A 14,835-nucleotide genomic window follows, 5' to 3' on the forward strand; every position below is an offset into this window, starting at 1 on the left:
GGGGCCGGGGCCGGCCCGGGTGGGGGGGGCGGGGTGGGGGGGAAATGGGGGAGCTGGGGGGTGAGCGGGAGCGGGCGTGTGACGCTGCGGGGGTGAGGAGGTTCGGGCCCGCGTCTGTTCGCGCCCTTCCCGGCTGGGCGGTGTGGGTGACGCCGGGGCTGCTCACGCTCGTGGTGACGCTGGCCGGGATCGGGCACGCCCAGCCGTGGCGGGACGAGCTGGCCACCTGGAGCGCGGCCACCCGCCCGCTATCCGACCTGGCCCGGATGACCCGCACCATCGACGCCGCCACCGGGCCGTACTACCTGCTCATGCACGGCTGGACGGCGATTGCCGGCACGTCGCCGACGGCGCTGCGACTGCCCTCCGCGCTCGCCATGGCCGTGGCCGCCGCGCTCACCGCCCGCCTCGGCGCGGTGCTGGTCGGCCGTCGCGCCGGGCTGCTGGCCGGACTGCTGTTCGCGGTCCTGCCGGTCACCTCGCGGTACGGGCAGGAGGCCCGCCCGTACGCCCTAGCCACGCTGCTCGCCGTGCTGGCCACGCTGCTGCTGGTCGAGGCGCTGCGCCGGCCGACCTGGCGACGCTGGGCCGGGTACGCCGCTGCGGTCGCCGCGCTCGGCCTGCTCCACCTGGTCGCGCTCACCCTGCTCGCCGCGCACGCCGTGGTGGTGCTGCTGACCGCCGCACATGGCCCTGCGGGGGTCGTCGATCCGCCCGGCCAGTCCCGAGCCCAGATGCCCGACGCGAGCCGGCCACGCCGCAGACACCTGTGGCGTTCCACCCAGCCACGAGATCGAACGCGAGTGGAACACCACGGGTGTCACGACGCCCCGCAGACACCCACGGCGTTCCACCCAGCCACGAGATCGAACGCCGGTGGAACGCCACGGGTGTCACCGCATCCCGGGAGCAGGGAGCATGGCACGGACGCGCCGGAAGCGGAACCGCAGAACGTGACCGGCGAGGCTCGGGAGGCGCTGGCCGGGTGGCTGCTGGCGCTGGTGCCGGCCGTCGTGCTCGTCACCCCACTGGCGCTCGTCGCCCGGGGGCAGCGCGGTCGACAGCTCGACTGGGTCGACCCGGCGCGCCTGCCCGACCTGGCGGCGCTACCGGGTGCGCTGGCGCAGAGCGGCGTCGTCGGCGGTTTCGTGCTCGCGCTCGCGGCGCTCGGCGTGGCCCGGCTGGGTCGCCGGGCGCTGCTGCCGGCCGCCGCCGTGCTGCTGCCGGTGCTGCTGATGTTCGCCGCCGGAACGATGGTGCCGCTCTGGGTGACCCGCTACCTGGTCTTCACCGTGCCGTTCGCCTGCGTACTGGCCGGCGCCGCGCTGGCTGCCGCGCGGGTCACTCCCGCACCGGCCCGAACGCCGGCAACAGCAACGCCCGCTGAACCAGCGCCCGCTGAACCAGCGCCCGCTGAAGCAACACCCGCTGAACCAGCGCCCGCTGAAGCAACGCCCGCTGGACCAGCGCGCACGGCGACACCCGCCGCAGCCGGCCGCACTGCCGCGCCCACGGAAGCAGAGCAAGGGCCGACGTCGCCGCGCGGACGGGTCGCGGCGGGAATCGCGGTGGTGGTCCTGGCCGGGCTGCTCGGGTTGCCCGATCAGGCGGCGCTGCGCCGCACCCACGAGTGGCCGCGCAGCGCACCCGTCGACTACGCGGGCGCGGCCGGGATCATCCGCGCCGGGCGGCGGCCGGGCGACGCGATCGTCTACTCGCCCCGGGACGGCTGGCTGTTCCCGGATCTCGGCATGGCGTACCACCTGGGGTCGAGGCTGCCACGCGACGTGCTGGTGGTCCGCGACCAGCGTCAGGACGCGAGCCTCTGGGCCGTGGAGTGCGACGACCCGGCGCGGTGCCTGGCCGGGGTGGACCGGGTGTGGCTGGTGGTCACCGGCCGGCGCGCGGACCCGTTGGCGGCGGTGCCGGGTGCGAAGGGCGACGCGTTGCGCGCGGGCTACACGGTGCGGCAGGTGTGGCCGCGTCCGGGGATCACAGTGGCCCTGCTCGTCCGGTGAGGCGGTCGGTGGTGCCGCGGGCCAGCGGTACGACGATGGCCGCCTCGGTGCCGCCGTCGGCGCCGTTACGCAGCTCGATGGTGCCGCGCAGCTCGCCGGTGACCAGCGCCCGGACGATCTGCAGGCCCAGGTTGCCGCCGCGCTCGGCGTCGAACTGCTCGGGCAGCCCCCGGCCGTTGTCGGTCACCGTGACGTGCAGTTGCTTGCGCGCCCGGTGCGCGGAGACCACAACCTCGGGCCGGGGCGCGGAAACCCCCGCCTCCGGCCGGGGCACGTCCACAGGAGGAGCGGCCGCCTCCTCCTCGGCCGACGGGAAACCGTGCTCGACGGCGTTGAGCAGCAGCTCGTTGAGCACCATCACCAGCGAGGTGGCGATCTCGGCGGGCAGGACGCCGAACGTGCCGCGGCGGCGCATGCCGACACTCACCTCGGTGGCGGCGACCTCGGTGGCGGCGCTGGCCACCCGGTCCACGATGCCGTCGAACTCGACCGCCTCGTCGCTGGACATGGAGAGCGTCTCGTGCACCAGCGCGATCGAGGCGACCCGGCGTACCGATTCCTCCAGCGCGACCCGGGCCTCGGGCATGGAGACCCGCCGGGCCTGCAGGCGCAGCAGCGCGGCGACGGTCTGGAGGTTGTTCTTCACCCGGTGGTGGATCTCCCGGATGGTGGCGTCCTTGGTGATCAGGGCGCGGTCGCGGCGGCGTACCTCGGTGATGTCGCGGACCAGCACCAGCGCGCCGATCGGCACTCCGGCGGGCATCAGCGGCAGCGCCCGGGTGAGCATGGTGGCGCCGCGGGCGTCGATCTCCCGCCGGGGCGGCGCCTCGCCGCGCAGCGCGGCGAGCACGGCGTTGCCCGCGTCGGTGCCTTCGAGGGGGTCGCCGGCGAGCCGGCGGTGCAGCTTGGCCAGGTCCTCGCCGACGAGGTGGGAGGCGTAGCCGAGGCGGCGGTACGCGGACTGGGCGTTCGGGCTGGCGTAGGTGACCTTGCCGTTGGCGTCGAGCCGCACCAGGCCGTCGCCGACCCGGGGCGCCGAGGTGGTCTCGCCGGGGTGCCGGGGCGGCGGGAACGTGCCGTCGGCGATCATCTGGGCCAGGTCGTCGGCGGTGGTGAGGTAGTTCAGTTCCAGCTGGCTGGGGGTGCGCGCGGTGGACAGGTTGGTGTCCCGGCCCACCACGGCGATCACCTCGCCGGCTTCACCGTCGCCGGTACGCAGCCGGACCGGGATCGCCTCGTGGCGGGCCGGGACGTCGCCGTACCAGACCGGGTCGCCCTCGCGCCAGATCCGTCCCTGCCGGTAGGCCACCTCCAGGTGGGCCACCTCGGCCCCGCCGACGATCCGCCCGACCTGGTCGTCCAGGTAGGCGGTCGGGGCGGTGGTGGGACGGACCTGGGCCACGCAGAGGAACGTGCCGTCGCCGTCCACCGGCACCCAGAGCAGCAGGTCGGCGAAGGACAGGTCGGACAGCAGCTGCCAGTCGCCGGCGATCCGGTGCAGGTGGTCGATGTCGGCCGGGCGGAGCGCGGTGTGCTCCTCGGCGAGGTCACGGAGGGTGGACACGCCACACAGCGTGCCACGCCGGGCCTCACATCGTCGCCGTGACCTTCTTCAAGCCGCGCGGCGCGTCCGGGTCCTCGCCCCGGGCCAGCGCCAGGGCCAGCGCGAGCCGTTGCAGCGGCAGGATGTCGAGCAGCGGCGCGTACCGCTCGTCGACCTCGGGCACCGCCATCCGGGTCTCGCCGACCTCGGCGGAGCCGACCACCACCACGTCGGCGCGGCGCTCACCGAGACGGGGCAGCACCTCACGCATCGACGTGCCGCCGGGGCCGGAGCCGACCACGGCGAGCACCGGTACGTCCGGGTCGGTCATGGCGAGCGGGCCGTGCAGCAGGTCGGCGCCGGAGAAGGCGAGCGCCGGCAGGTACGAGGTCTCCATCAGCTTCAGCGCCGCCTCGCGCGCGGTCGGGTACGCGTACCCCCGGCCGGTGGTGACGAGCTGGGCGGCGAACCGGTAGCGCGGCGCGAGCCGGGCCGGGGTGTCGTCGGCGAGCGTCTGCGCGGCCAGCTCGGGCAGCCGGCTCAGCGCGGCGCGCTCCTCGGCGGGCAGCACGCCGTCGCCGGCGCGTACCCCCTCGATCAGCATGAGCAGCGCGAGCAGTTCGGCGGTGTAGGTCTTGGTGGCGGCGACCGCCCGCTCGTGGCCGGCGGCGATGTCCACGCTCAGCTCGGCGGTCTCGACCAGCGGCGAGCCGGGGTTGTTGGTGACGGCCAGGGTGAGCGCGCCGGAGGCGCGGGCGACCCGCAGCACTTCGGCGAGGTCGGGCGATCCGCCGCTCTGGCTGACGCCGACGACGAGCGCGTCGGAGAGGTCGGGCCGGGCGCCGAAGACGGTGATCGCGCTGGGCGAGGCCAGCCCGGCGGGCAGTCCGAGGCGGATCTCGGTCAGGTAGGCCGCGTAGAGCGCGGCGTGGTCGGAGGTGCCCCGCGCGGTGAACACCACGTGCCGGGGGCGCCGCTGCGCGACGACGGCCGCGACCTCGGCGATCGCCGCGGCGTGCTCGGCGGAGAGCAGACGCTCGTAACCGGCCGGCTGCTCGTCGATGTCGGCGGCCATACCGGCCCCTGCTCGCGTCACTCCAGACCTCCTTCTGCGCGTTTCTCGCGCGTTCGATGCTCAGTCTTGCACGTTTCAGCAGCCTCAATCAACGCAACGAGCAGGAGTGCGCAGTGGATCACTAATTGACGGAAGATCCCCTAGGCTTGCCCGGCTGACCGACCCCGACCGGCGGAAGGACGACGTGCCCGAGGACGACGCCGCGCTCTCGGCGGAGGAGGAACTCGCGCTGGCCCGGCTGGCGCTGGGCGAGGGCGACCTGCGGCACGCCGCCGACCACATCGCCGCCGCGCTGGTCCGCTCCCCCACGCTGCCCGAGGCGCACGAAGCGCTCGCCCGGCTGGACGCGGCCAGCGGCGGCGACCTGGACCTCTTCCCGCTCGGTCAGCAGGCGTTCGTCGGCGCCGTGGTGGCCCGCGCGCACCTGCTCGCCGCCGCCGGCCGGCCCGCCGAAGGGCTCGACCTGCTGGCCGCCGCCACCGGCTACGCGCCCGCCGCGCCGTGGGCCGCCGTACCCTGGGTGACCGCCACCGACCTGCCGGAACGCCTCGACCCCGAACGCACCGCCCGGATCCTCATGCAGGTCTGCGCGGCGGCGCCCGACCCCGCGCCGCGCCGGCTGCGCGAGCCGCTGGCGCCGTACCTCACGCTGGCCCGCAATGCGATCACCGTGCATCCGGCCCACCCGCTGCTGCTGGGCGCGGCGTCCGCGCTGGCCCGGCGCCTCGGCGAGGTCACCCTCGCCGTCACCTGGGCCACCCGGGGGGTACGCGCACAGCCCACCAAACTCGGCGAGGTGTGGCTCGGGTACGCGTACCGCAGCGCCGGCCGCACCGGCGAGGCGCTGGCGGCGCTGGAACGGGCTGTCGCGCTCGACCCCGACGACCTCGCCGTCTACGCGGACATCGCCGGCACGCTCGCCGACAACGGCCGGCTCGACGCGGCGCTGGGCTGGATCGACCGGGCGCTGGCGAAGGACCCCACCTTCGACTGTGCCGTGCACACCGCGCACCGGCTGCGCTACCTGCGCGACGGCGACGTGGACCACCTGGTGGCGCTCGCCGATTTCGTCCGGGAACATCCGGACGACACGCACGAGCACGGCGACCTCGCCGAATGCTGCCGGGGGCGGCCCTGGCTGGGTCAGGTCACACCGGCAGACGACGATTTCCCGTCCCCCGACGGGCCCGCCCCCTCGGCAGCCGCGGTACGCCGCCTCCAGCACCTGGCGCACCCGGCGTGGGCGCACCCCCCGGCCGCGTACGACGCCGCCGTCGGGCTGGCCACACTGGACCTCGCCGACCTGCTCGCGCTGCTGGCGCACCCGCCGGAGGCACCCGCCACCGCGCTGGGCCGCGTGCTCGGCGGGCAGGACCCGGCACTGTGGAGACGCTGCGCGCAGGTCTGGGCCTGCCTCGGCCTGCTGCACCACCGCACCGACGAGCCGTGGGAGTCGTCGACCCGGCGGCGGGTGCTGCACGAACTGGCCACCGATCCCGGGCCGGCCGCCGAGGCGGCGCTGTTCGCCCTGGTCACCGCCGCCTGGGTGGACCCGGCCACCCGCGCCGACGTGGCCGCCGTGGTGGCCGGGCGGCTCACCGAGGTGGCATCCGGCGCCGCCCGGCGTACCCCGGTGGCGGTGTCGCTCGCCTATCTGGCGCGGGCGACCCCGGCCCTCGACCCGGCCGCCCGCGCCACCGCCGACTCGCTCATCGCCGGCGCCGGCGGAGGCCCGCTGCGCCGCCTCTGGCGACGCCTCACCGCCCTGTTCCGCAGAGGCTGAGCGCCGGGACCGTTCCGGGGCCCCATTTCCGGCCGGCTCCCCGGCCCCCACCACCCAGCCGAGCGCCGCCACTTCGCCGAGGTGGCGCGATCAACTCCCCTCCGACCCCACCACTCCCCCGATGTGGCGGGCAGCGGGCGGAAGGCACCGGGTGCCTCGCTGGGGTGGAGACGCGGCGGCCCCGCGTACCCCCGGGGTGGGGGCGCGGGGCCGCGGCGGGTGAGTCAGGCGACGGGGGCCTTGCCGAGCGCGGCCTCGGCCTCGTCCTCCGGCGTGGGGCCGGCCGGCCGCACGTCGTTCGTCGCGCGCAGCGGCACCTCCTTGATGAACCAGGCGAGCACCGGCACGGCCACGGTGAAGAGGACCGCCCAGAAGAAGACGTGCGAGATGGCGTCGGCGAGACCGCCGAGCACCGCCTCGCGCATCGGGCCGGTGAGCTTCTTGAGGGCTTCCAGGTTCATCGCGCCGCCCTCACCGCCACCCGAGCCGGCGAACGCGGGGCCGGCCGCCGAGTCGGCGAGACGGTTGGCGAAGATCGCGCCGAAGAGGGAGACGCCGAACGAGCCGCCGATGGACCGGAAGAACGTGGCGGCGCCGCTGGCGGCGCCGAGGTCCTTCTGCTCGACGCTGTTCTGCGCGATCAGCATCGAGGTCTGCATCAGGAAGCCCATGCCGACGCCGAGCACGACCATGTAGAGCGAGGACTGCGCCTTGCTGGTGTCCACGTCGAGCAGGCTGAGCAGGCCCATCCCGGCGGCCATCACGACGCCGCCGACGATCGGGAAGGCCCGGTAGCGGCCGGTCTTGGTGATCGTCCGGCCGACCACGAGCGAGACCACGAGCATGCCGAACATGAGCGGGAGCAGCAGCAGGCCGCTGTTGGTGGCCGAGGCGCCCTGGACGGTCTGCTGGTAGAGCGGCAGGAAGTTCATCGCGCCGAACATGGCGAAGCCGAGCAGGAACCCGATCACCGAGATCAGCGCGAAGTTGCGGTTGGCGAACAGGCTCAGCGGCAGGATCGGTTCGGGCGCGCGCCGCTCGACGAGAGCGAACACGCCGAGCGCGGCCACCGCCAGCACGGCGAGGCCGAGGATCTGCGGCGAGGCCCAGTCGTACTGGTTGCCGCCCCAGGTGGTGACCAGCACGATCGCGGTGATGCCCACGGACAGCAGCGCCGCGCCCAGCCAGTCGATCTTGTGCTCGGTACGGTACTTCGGCAGGTGCATGGTGGTGGCCAGGACCAGCAGCGCCACGCCGCCCAGCGGCAGGTTGACGTAGAACGCCCAGCGCCAGGAGAGGTTGTCGGTGATGAAGCCGCCGACCAGCGGCCCCGCGACCATGGCGATGGCCATGATGCCGGCGATCATGCCCTGGTAGCGGCCCCGCTCGCGGGGCGGCACCAGGTCACCGATGATCGCCATGACGCCGACCATCAGGCCACCGGCGCCGAGGCCCTGCACGGCGCGGAACGCGATCAGCTCGATCATGCCGCTGTCGGCGCCGCCGAAGACGCCGGAGCCGGACATGCCGCACAGCGCCGAGCCGACCAGGAACACGACGACGGCGGTGAGGAAGACGGCCTTACGTCCGTAGAGGTCGCCGAGTTTGCCCCAGATCGGCGTGGAGACCGTCGTGCCCAGCACGTACGCGGTGACCACCCAGGTGAAGTGGTCGGCGCCCCCGAACTCGAAGACGATCCGCGGCAGCGCGGTGCTGACGATCATGTTGTCGAGCATCGCGAGCATCATCGCGATCATCAGGCCGAACAGGACGACGCGGATGTTCGGTCTCGCGACGACCGGGGCTTGTTGACTCATCGGTAGGCTCCCCCGCAGATCATGTGATCAACTTACTTGCCGCCCGGCTAGTTTGCTTACTAGCCGGACGGTAAGCTGATGACGGTCGGACGTCAAGCGGATTGGAAGGAAGTCGGCTGGTGAGGGAGACCACAGGAGGCACACGGCAGCGCATCCAGGCCGTCGCCTTGGAACTCTTCACCGAGCAGGGCTACGAGAAGACGTCACTGCGGGAGATCGCCGAGCGGCTCGGCGTCACGAAGGCGGCGCTCTACTACCACTTCAAGAGCAAGGACGAGATCGTCACCAGCTTCGTCGACGACCGGCTGCGCCGGATGGACGAGCTGATCGCCTGGGCCGCCGACCAGCCACCCACCCTGGCGACCCGGCGCGCCCTGCTCGGGCGGTACGCCGACAGCATGTTCGCCGGCGACCTGCCCCAGGTGATGCGCTTCTTCGAGCAGAACCAGACGGTGCTCAAGAGCCTGGTCGCCGGCCAGCAGATGCGGGACCGGATGATGCGGCTGGCCCACGAGCTGTGCCGGGGTGACGACTCGCCGGCCGCCCAGCTGCGCGCCACGCTGACGCTGTTCGCGGTGCACACCAGCTGGTTCGCGGTCCGCGCGCCCGGCATCACCGACGACGAGCGGAAGCGGATCGCGCTCGAGGTGGCCGACGAGCTGCTCGCCAAGATCGGCGAGACCGGCCAGGGCTGAGCCGGTTCAGCCCGCCGCGGTCAGGTCCAGTCGCAGACCGAGCAGGTCGATGCCGGGCAGCGGCGACCAGTCCTTCTCCGGCAGCCGGACGAACCCGAGCCGCTCGTAGAGGCGGTGCGCGTTCGCCGCCATCCCGGCGCGTACGCAGATCACCACCGCCGTGCAGCCCAGCTCCGTCGCGCGCGTCACGCACGCGGCCGCGAGCGCGGCGCCGGCGCCCCGGCCCTGCGCGGCCGGATCCACCGCGAGCATCCGGAACTCCGCCTCGCCCGGGCCGGCGAGTTCGGCGTACGGGGTGCCGGGCAGCACGAACGTCACCGCGCCGAGCACCTGGCCGGTGGTGTCGTCGACGGCCACCAGCACCTCGCCGGTCTGGGCGCGGGTGGCCACGTCGGCGAGCACCGGCGCGTACCCGCTCTCGTCCTTGAGCTGGCCGTCCGCCTCGTACGCGGCCACAGTCAGCCGCGCCACGGCCGGGAAGTCCGCCGGCTCAGCGCGGCGCACCAGCAAGGCGGTCAACCGATCTCCGCGATCAGGTCGCCGTCCTGCACCACGTCTCCCTCGTTGACGGCGAGGCGCTGCACCACGCCGTCGGACTCGGCGACCACCGGGATCTCCATCTTCATCGACTCCAGGATGACGAGCGTGTCGCCCTCGGACACGGTGTCGCCGGCCGACACCACGACCTTCCAGACGTTCGCCACCATCTCGGCGCGGATCTCCTCGGCCATCTTCCGGCCCTCCCTCTCCCCGACGACTCCCCGACAGTCCTGCGAACGGTATCCAATCATGACGCCGGTCACGCCGGCCCGCGCACCACCGGGCACGCGATGCGCCCCACCGCGCTCCGGCGGGCTGCGTCGGCACTAGCATCGTGCGGGTCGGCCACCGGCGAGCCGGGGAGCCACACCGCGACCTCCGCCGCGGCCAGCCGCGGACGGAACCGTGACCAGCACAAGGAGGCAGAGCATGGCGAAGAAGGCCCGCAAGAAGAAGGCCCGGAAGAAGAGCAGCGCCAACCACGGCAAGCGCCCCAACTCCTGATCATCGGGAGCAGCGCGGCACCTGCCGGAAACGCGTGACGGCCCGGGTCCGATCATTCGGACCCGGGCCGTTCCGTCGCTTGTTCAGTCGGCCAGTTCGCGGGACTCGGTGGTCTCGAAGACCACCAGCTCGGTCAGCCGCAGACGCAGCCGCTCACGCAGCTTCTCCGGCGCCGAGTCGTTGCCGCAGCACCGGGCCACGAGCGCCTTGACCTCCTGCTCGATGCCGTACTCGCGCAGGCACGGCCCGCACTCGTCCAGGTGGTGCCGGATCAGCAGCCGGCGCTCCTCGCCGCACTCCAGGTCCAGGTAGAGGTAGACCTCGGCGAGCACCTCGCGGCAGTCCGTCTCGTGCGGTTGTCCACAGCTCACGGTCACACCTCCCGGCTGGCGGCGGCGGTCGAACCCTTCTTCGACGAGGCGGCGCTGAAACCGCGCTCCGCCGCGTACTGCTCGAGCAGCTTCCGCAGATTACGTCGGCCACGGTGCAGACGGGACATCACGGTGCCGATCGGCGTGCCCATGATGTCGGCGACCTCCTTGTAGGAGAAGCCCTCGACGTCGGTCAGGTAGACGGCCAGGCGGAACTCCTCCGGCAACTGCTGGAGGGCCTCCTTGACGTCGCTGTCCGGGAGCCGGTCGAGCGCCTCCGTCTCGGCCGAGCGCAGGCCGCTGGAGGTGTGCGACTCGGCCTCGGCGAGCTGCCAGTCGGTGATCTCCTCGGTCGGCGCCTGAATGGGCTGCCGCTGCCGCTTACGGTAGGTGTTGATGTAGGTGTTGGTCAGGATCCGGTAGAGCCAGGCCTTCAGGTTCGTGCCCTGCTCGAACTGGTGGAAGGCGGCGTACGCCTTCAGGTACGTCTCCTGAACCAGGTCCTCCGCGTCGGCCGGGTTGCGGGTCATCCGCAGACCGGCGGCGTAGAGCTGGTCGACGAAGGGCATAGCGTCCCGCTCGAAGCGGGCCCTGCGCTCGTCCGTCTTCTCGGTGGTCAACCGCACATCCCCTCGCGTCGGATGCTTTCCCGCTGAGGATACGCGTACCCACTTTCCGGCAGATTCACTTCCGGAGTCTGTGCCGGTGCTCACGACCGACGCCGCGGGCCACTCCGGCGCGTCGAGCAGCCGCCTGAGCTGCCGCTCGTCCCGTTCGTCCCGTTCCCGGCTCCGTGTCTGTATCGGCACCGGTCACCCCCCTCGCGCTGGCACTGTCGTCGTCCACAGGGAGGTAACGCGAGGTACGGGGTGCGGCATTCCACCGGTCCCACCCGATCCTGGCCCCGGCGGCGGCCGCGACCGCCGCTGGGACCAGGAAGGGCCTGGGAGGGTGGCCCCGGCGCACCCGAACCGGGCGGCCGGCACCAACCGGTGCAACGACCCGCCGCGGGCGACGGTCACGGCGCGCGCCGCCGCTCAGGACAACCATCCGTGTACGCGCAGCCAGTCCCGGACCACGGCGGCCGTGCCGGCCGGGTCGCCCCGCAGGTCGTGCCGCTGTCCCGGCCGGACCACCACCTCGATCCCCGGGCCGGGTTCGGGCACGCCGAACGGGTCCCGGTCGCCGTTGACCACGAGCGTGGGCAGCCCGGTGAGCAGTTCCGCGGCCCGGGAGCGTTCCGGCCGGCCCGGCGGGTGCAGCGGGAACGCCAGCGCGACGACTCCGGCCGCCCCGACGGCGGCGGCGGTGCGGCAGGCCACCCGGGCGCCGCTGGACCGGCCGCCGACCACCCAGTCGCGCACCTGCGGGGCGCGCCGGCGAAGCTCGGCCAGCACCGCCGTCCACGCCTCGTCGAGGTGCCCGGCGGGAGCGGGCGCGCGCCGCCCGGCGACCCGGTACGGCTGGGTCACCAGGGCCACCCCGGCCCCGGCGTCGCGCACCGCGTCCCGGACCGCCGTGAGGTCCGGCGCGTCCACGTCGCCGCCTGCCCCGTGGCCCAGCACCAGCACTGTCGCGCCGTCTGCGGGCGGGTGGAAGCGGAACCGCGCCCGTCCCCGGGGTGTGTCGATCTCGTCGTCGTGCCGCACCGGCCCATTCTGCGCGTGCCGGTCGGCCGGCGGCGCCGGGACGGGCCGAACCGGTCGTCGCCCGTGGCCCGCGGACGGGCCACGGGGCGACGAGGGATCAGCTCAGCGGCACCAGGGTGAGCAGGCGGTCACGCACCGGCGGGCCGGCGTCGTCGATCGCGTCCGGATCGGGCTGGACCTCGCTGCGCCAGGCCACGAGCATGGCTCGGCGCTCGCGCGGCGTGGTGCCGCCCCAGACGCCGTGGCAGTCGCCCACCTCCAGCGCCCAGGCCAGGCAGGAGCCCTGGACGTCGCACGTGCGGCAGAGCGCCACCGCCGCGTCGGCCGGCTCGTTCGGCGCCGGGAAGAACGTCTCCGGATCGACGTTCTGACAGGTGCCTCTGGTGCGCCACGCCTCGTCCTGGCGTCGTTCGTGCAGAGCCCGCAGCAGTCGTGGGTCGCGCCGTGCCGCGGCGACCTCGTGCGGGCGGGGCATGCGTGCCCGTGTCAATACACCCACCTCCCCCGTGGGACCGGCAGAGATCTTTCAGCAAGATCGATGGGTGTCGTCGCCCCGTGCGAACCAACGCCCATCACCGGCGCTGTGTTCTATCGCATTCGCATACGTAAGGACAAGAGTCTTCAATGAAACTGACTGAACGTCCGGGCGACTTTTCCGGCGCAACCCCGGCAAACAGGGCGCGTCGATGTGGCGGAGCGTGATCAGAACAGGGTCGGCCCGGAGACCGCCTCCACGCCCTCCGGAGACACCCGCGCGATCAGCTCGGGACCGTCGTTGCGGACGTCGCCGACCGCCCGGGAGACCGGGCGGATCTCCAGCCCGGCGAGCAGGCCGGCGTCGGGCGGCGCGAGCAACCCGGCCGGGTCGTCGGCGGGGCCGAGCCAATCCGCCCAGCGATCCGGCGCCAGCAGCAGCGGCATCCGGTCGTGCACCTCGGCCAGCTCGCCGACCGCAGCGGTGGTGAGCACGCTGAACGTGAGCCGGGCCACCCCGGCCGACTCCCACACCGACCAGATGCCGGCGAAGGCGAGCACCGAGCCGTCCCGGGGCGTCATGAAGTAGGGCTGCCGCCCGCCACCGGCGAGCCGGACCCACTCGTACCACCCGTCGGCCGGCACCAGGCACCGGCGCCGGGCGAACGACGGCGCGTACGCCCGGCTGGTCGCGACCGTCTCGGCCCGCGCGTTGATCATGCGGGCGGCGCCGGCGGCGCTGCGGGACCACCCCGGCAACAGCCCCCAGCGGCCCAGGGAGAGCAGCCGGTGCCCCTCCGGAGCGAGCCGGACCAGCGGCACCGGATCGGTCGGGGCGACGTTGAAGTCCGGCGCCACCCCGCCGGTCTCGTCAGCCGAGGAGAACAGCGCGCTCAGGTCACCGGCGCTCCGGGTCGTGGCGTACCTCCCGCACATGGCGCCCACGCTAGCCCCATCCGGACGTTTCGGCTGTCCCGCCCAACGGGAGCAGCGGCCACGGACGGTTCCACCGGGCCGGGAACTTGGCAGAATGTGACCGTGGGGAATCCGATCGCTACCCGTCAGCCGCAACCGTGGACCGCGCCGACCGCCAGCGACCCGGTCGCCGCGACACTGCGGCTGCCCGGCTCCAAGTCGATGACCGCCCGGGCCCTGGTGCTCGGCGCGCTGGCCAGCGGGCCGTCGACACTGGCCCGGCCGCTGCGCGCCCGGGACACCGAGCTGATGGCCGGCGGCCTGCGCGAGCTGGGCGCGCACATGTCCATCTCCGACGACGACCGCTGGCTGGTCCGCCCGCATCCGCTCGCCGGGCCGGCGCACGTCGACGTCGGCCTGGCCGGCACGGTGATGCGCTTCCTGCCGCCGGTGGCGGGGCTGGCCGCCGGCCGGGTCACGTTCGACGGCGACCCGCACGCCCGCACCCGCCCGCTCGGCCCGCTGATCGGCGCGCTGCGGGCGCTCGGCGTCCGCATCGACGCCCCGCCGACGGGCAGCCTGCCGCTCGTCGTGCTCGGCGCCGGGCAGGTGACCGGCGGCGACGTGGTCATCGACGCCTCCGCGTCCAGCCAGCTCGTCTCCGGGCTGCTGCTGGCCGCGCCCCGGTTCGACCGGGGCGTGGTGGTCCGGCACCAGGGTCCCCCGGTCCCGTCCGCGCCGCACCTGCGGATGACGGTGCAGATGCTGCGCGCCGCCGGCGCCGCGGTGGACGACACCACGCCGGACGTCTGGGCCGTCGAGCCGGGCCCGCTGTCCGGGCGGGGCTGGGAGATCGAACCCGACCTCTCCGGGGCCGCGCCGTTCTTCGCCGCCGCGCTGGTCACCGGCGGCGAGGTGACGTTGCAGGACTGGCCGCGCAGCAGCCTCCAGCCGGTCGAGCGGCTGCGGGAGCTGCTGCACCGGATGGGCGGCGAGGTGACGCTCGGCACCGACGGCCTGACCGTGCGGGGCACCGGCACGGTACGCGGGCTGGACGCCGACCTCTCCGACGTCGGCGAGCTGACCCCGGTGCTGACCGCGCTCACGCTGCTGGCCGACGGCCCGTCCCGGCTCACCGGCATCGGCCACATCCGGGGCCACGAGACCGACCGGGTCACCGCACTCGCCAAGGAGTTCACCGCGCTCGGCGCGGACATCACCGAGACCCCCGACGGGCTGGACATCCGGCCCCGCCCGCTGCGCGGCGGGACGTTCCGCACGTACGCCGACCACCGGATGGCGCACGCGGCGGCGGTGGCCGGGCTGGCCGTCCCCGGCATCGAGGTCGACGACGTGGCGTGCACCTCCAAGACCATGCCGGAGTTCCCGGCACTATGGTCGGGGATGGTGACCGGCAAGAACTGACAGCGGGGGGACGTCCTGGCGACGAA

General features: G+C 74.0%; 15 protein-coding genes. 5 read left to right on the forward strand and 10 right to left on the reverse strand.

Features of this window, described 5'->3' with window-relative positions; all coding sequences use genetic code 11:
- Positions 1–44 precede the first annotated feature (44 nt).
- Positions 45–2,018: a glycosyltransferase family 39 protein gene (locus tag KBX43_RS05790; protein ID WP_374225982.1), complete on the forward strand. Its 1,974-nt coding sequence runs from the start codon at positions 45–47 to the stop codon at positions 2,016–2,018.
- Here the strand turns inward: KBX43_RS05790 and KBX43_RS05795 are convergent.
- Positions 1,993–3,582 (reverse strand): PAS domain-containing sensor histidine kinase, encoded by a 1,590-nt coding sequence (locus KBX43_RS05795; protein WP_064447882.1) that lies wholly within the window; start codon positions 3,580–3,582, stop codon positions 1,993–1,995. The two genes, KBX43_RS05790 and KBX43_RS05795, sit on opposite strands and share 26 nt — an antisense overlap.
- Positions 3,583–3,607: 25 nt before the next feature.
- A complete protein-coding gene (locus KBX43_RS05800) occupies positions 3,608–4,636 on the reverse strand; it encodes an SIS domain-containing protein (RefSeq protein ID WP_069087353.1) in 1,029 nt (342 codons plus the stop codon).
- A gap of 184 nt (positions 4,637–4,820) precedes the next feature.
- Between KBX43_RS05800 and KBX43_RS05805 the strand changes: the two genes are divergently transcribed.
- Positions 4,821–6,419 (forward strand): tetratricopeptide repeat protein, encoded by a 1,599-nt coding sequence (locus KBX43_RS05805; RefSeq protein WP_043328508.1) that lies wholly within the window; start codon positions 4,821–4,823, stop codon positions 6,417–6,419.
- 224 nt (positions 6,420–6,643) lie between these two features.
- On the opposite strand, the gene KBX43_RS05810 is transcribed toward KBX43_RS05805, so the two are convergent.
- Positions 6,644–8,236: an MDR family MFS transporter gene (locus KBX43_RS05810; protein WP_064447883.1), complete on the reverse strand. Its 1,593-nt coding sequence runs from the start codon at positions 8,234–8,236 to the stop codon at positions 6,644–6,646.
- Between the two features lie 119 nt (positions 8,237–8,355).
- Here KBX43_RS05810 and KBX43_RS05815 point away from each other — a divergent pair, with 119 nt between their 5' ends.
- Positions 8,356–8,931, forward strand: coding sequence for a TetR/AcrR family transcriptional regulator (locus KBX43_RS05815; RefSeq protein WP_064447884.1), 576 nt, complete (start codon positions 8,356–8,358; stop codon positions 8,929–8,931).
- Between the two features lie 6 nt (positions 8,932–8,937).
- Here the strand turns inward: KBX43_RS05815 and KBX43_RS05820 are convergent, their stop codons facing one another.
- Both KBX43_RS05820 and KBX43_RS05825 read right to left on the reverse strand, forming a co-directional pair.
- Positions 8,938–9,450 (reverse strand): GNAT family N-acetyltransferase, encoded by a 513-nt coding sequence (locus KBX43_RS05820; protein WP_064447885.1) that lies wholly within the window; start codon positions 9,448–9,450, stop codon positions 8,938–8,940.
- A complete protein-coding gene (locus KBX43_RS05825; RefSeq protein WP_043328500.1) occupies positions 9,447–9,662 on the reverse strand; it encodes a biotin/lipoyl-binding carrier protein in 216 nt (71 codons plus the stop codon). Before KBX43_RS05825 ends, KBX43_RS05820 begins: the two co-directional genes overlap by 4 nt.
- 238 nt (positions 9,663–9,900) lie before the next feature.
- Here KBX43_RS05825 and KBX43_RS32210 point away from each other — a divergent pair, with 238 nt between their 5' ends.
- Positions 9,901–9,975 (forward strand): 50S ribosomal protein bL37, encoded by a 75-nt coding sequence (locus KBX43_RS32210; RefSeq protein ID WP_369752275.1) that lies wholly within the window; start codon positions 9,901–9,903, stop codon positions 9,973–9,975.
- Between the two features lie 83 nt (positions 9,976–10,058).
- Here KBX43_RS32210 and rsrA read toward each other — a convergent pair whose 3' ends face one another.
- The 5 genes from rsrA to KBX43_RS05850 form a co-directional block, all read right to left on the reverse strand.
- The gene (rsrA, locus tag KBX43_RS05830) at positions 10,059–10,346 is read right to left on the reverse strand and encodes a mycothiol system anti-sigma-R factor (RefSeq protein ID WP_043330951.1); all 288 of its coding nucleotides are present in this window, start codon (positions 10,344–10,346) and stop codon (positions 10,059–10,061) included.
- 2 nt (positions 10,347–10,348) lie between these two features.
- Positions 10,349–11,155 (reverse strand): sigma-70 family RNA polymerase sigma factor, encoded by an 807-nt coding sequence (locus KBX43_RS05835; protein WP_043328498.1) that lies wholly within the window; start codon positions 11,153–11,155, stop codon positions 10,349–10,351.
- A gap of 228 nt (positions 11,156–11,383) precedes the next feature.
- Positions 11,384–11,995: an alpha/beta family hydrolase gene (locus tag KBX43_RS05840; protein WP_069087350.1), complete on the reverse strand. Its 612-nt coding sequence runs from the start codon at positions 11,993–11,995 to the stop codon at positions 11,384–11,386.
- 97 nt (positions 11,996–12,092) lie between these two features.
- A complete protein-coding gene (locus KBX43_RS05845; protein WP_030503699.1) occupies positions 12,093–12,485 on the reverse strand; it encodes a WhiB family transcriptional regulator in 393 nt (130 codons plus the stop codon).
- Positions 12,486–12,697: 212 nt separating this feature from the next.
- On the reverse strand, positions 12,698–13,405 hold the full coding sequence (locus tag KBX43_RS05850) for an SOS response-associated peptidase (RefSeq protein WP_104114250.1): 708 nt from the start codon (positions 13,403–13,405) through the stop codon (positions 12,698–12,700).
- Between the two features lie 102 nt (positions 13,406–13,507).
- Here KBX43_RS05850 and aroA point away from each other — a divergent pair, with 102 nt between their 5' ends.
- Entirely contained in the window at positions 13,508–14,809 is a 1,302-nt protein-coding gene (aroA, locus tag KBX43_RS05855) for a 3-phosphoshikimate 1-carboxyvinyltransferase (RefSeq protein WP_064447938.1), read from the forward strand.
- The last annotated feature ends 26 nt before the right edge of the window (positions 14,810–14,835 follow it).

This window comes from Micromonospora sp. C41 (genome assembly GCF_018070485.1).
In the GTDB taxonomy this organism is placed as follows: Bacteria; Actinomycetota; Actinomycetes; order Mycobacteriales; family Micromonosporaceae; genus Micromonospora; species Micromonospora chalcea.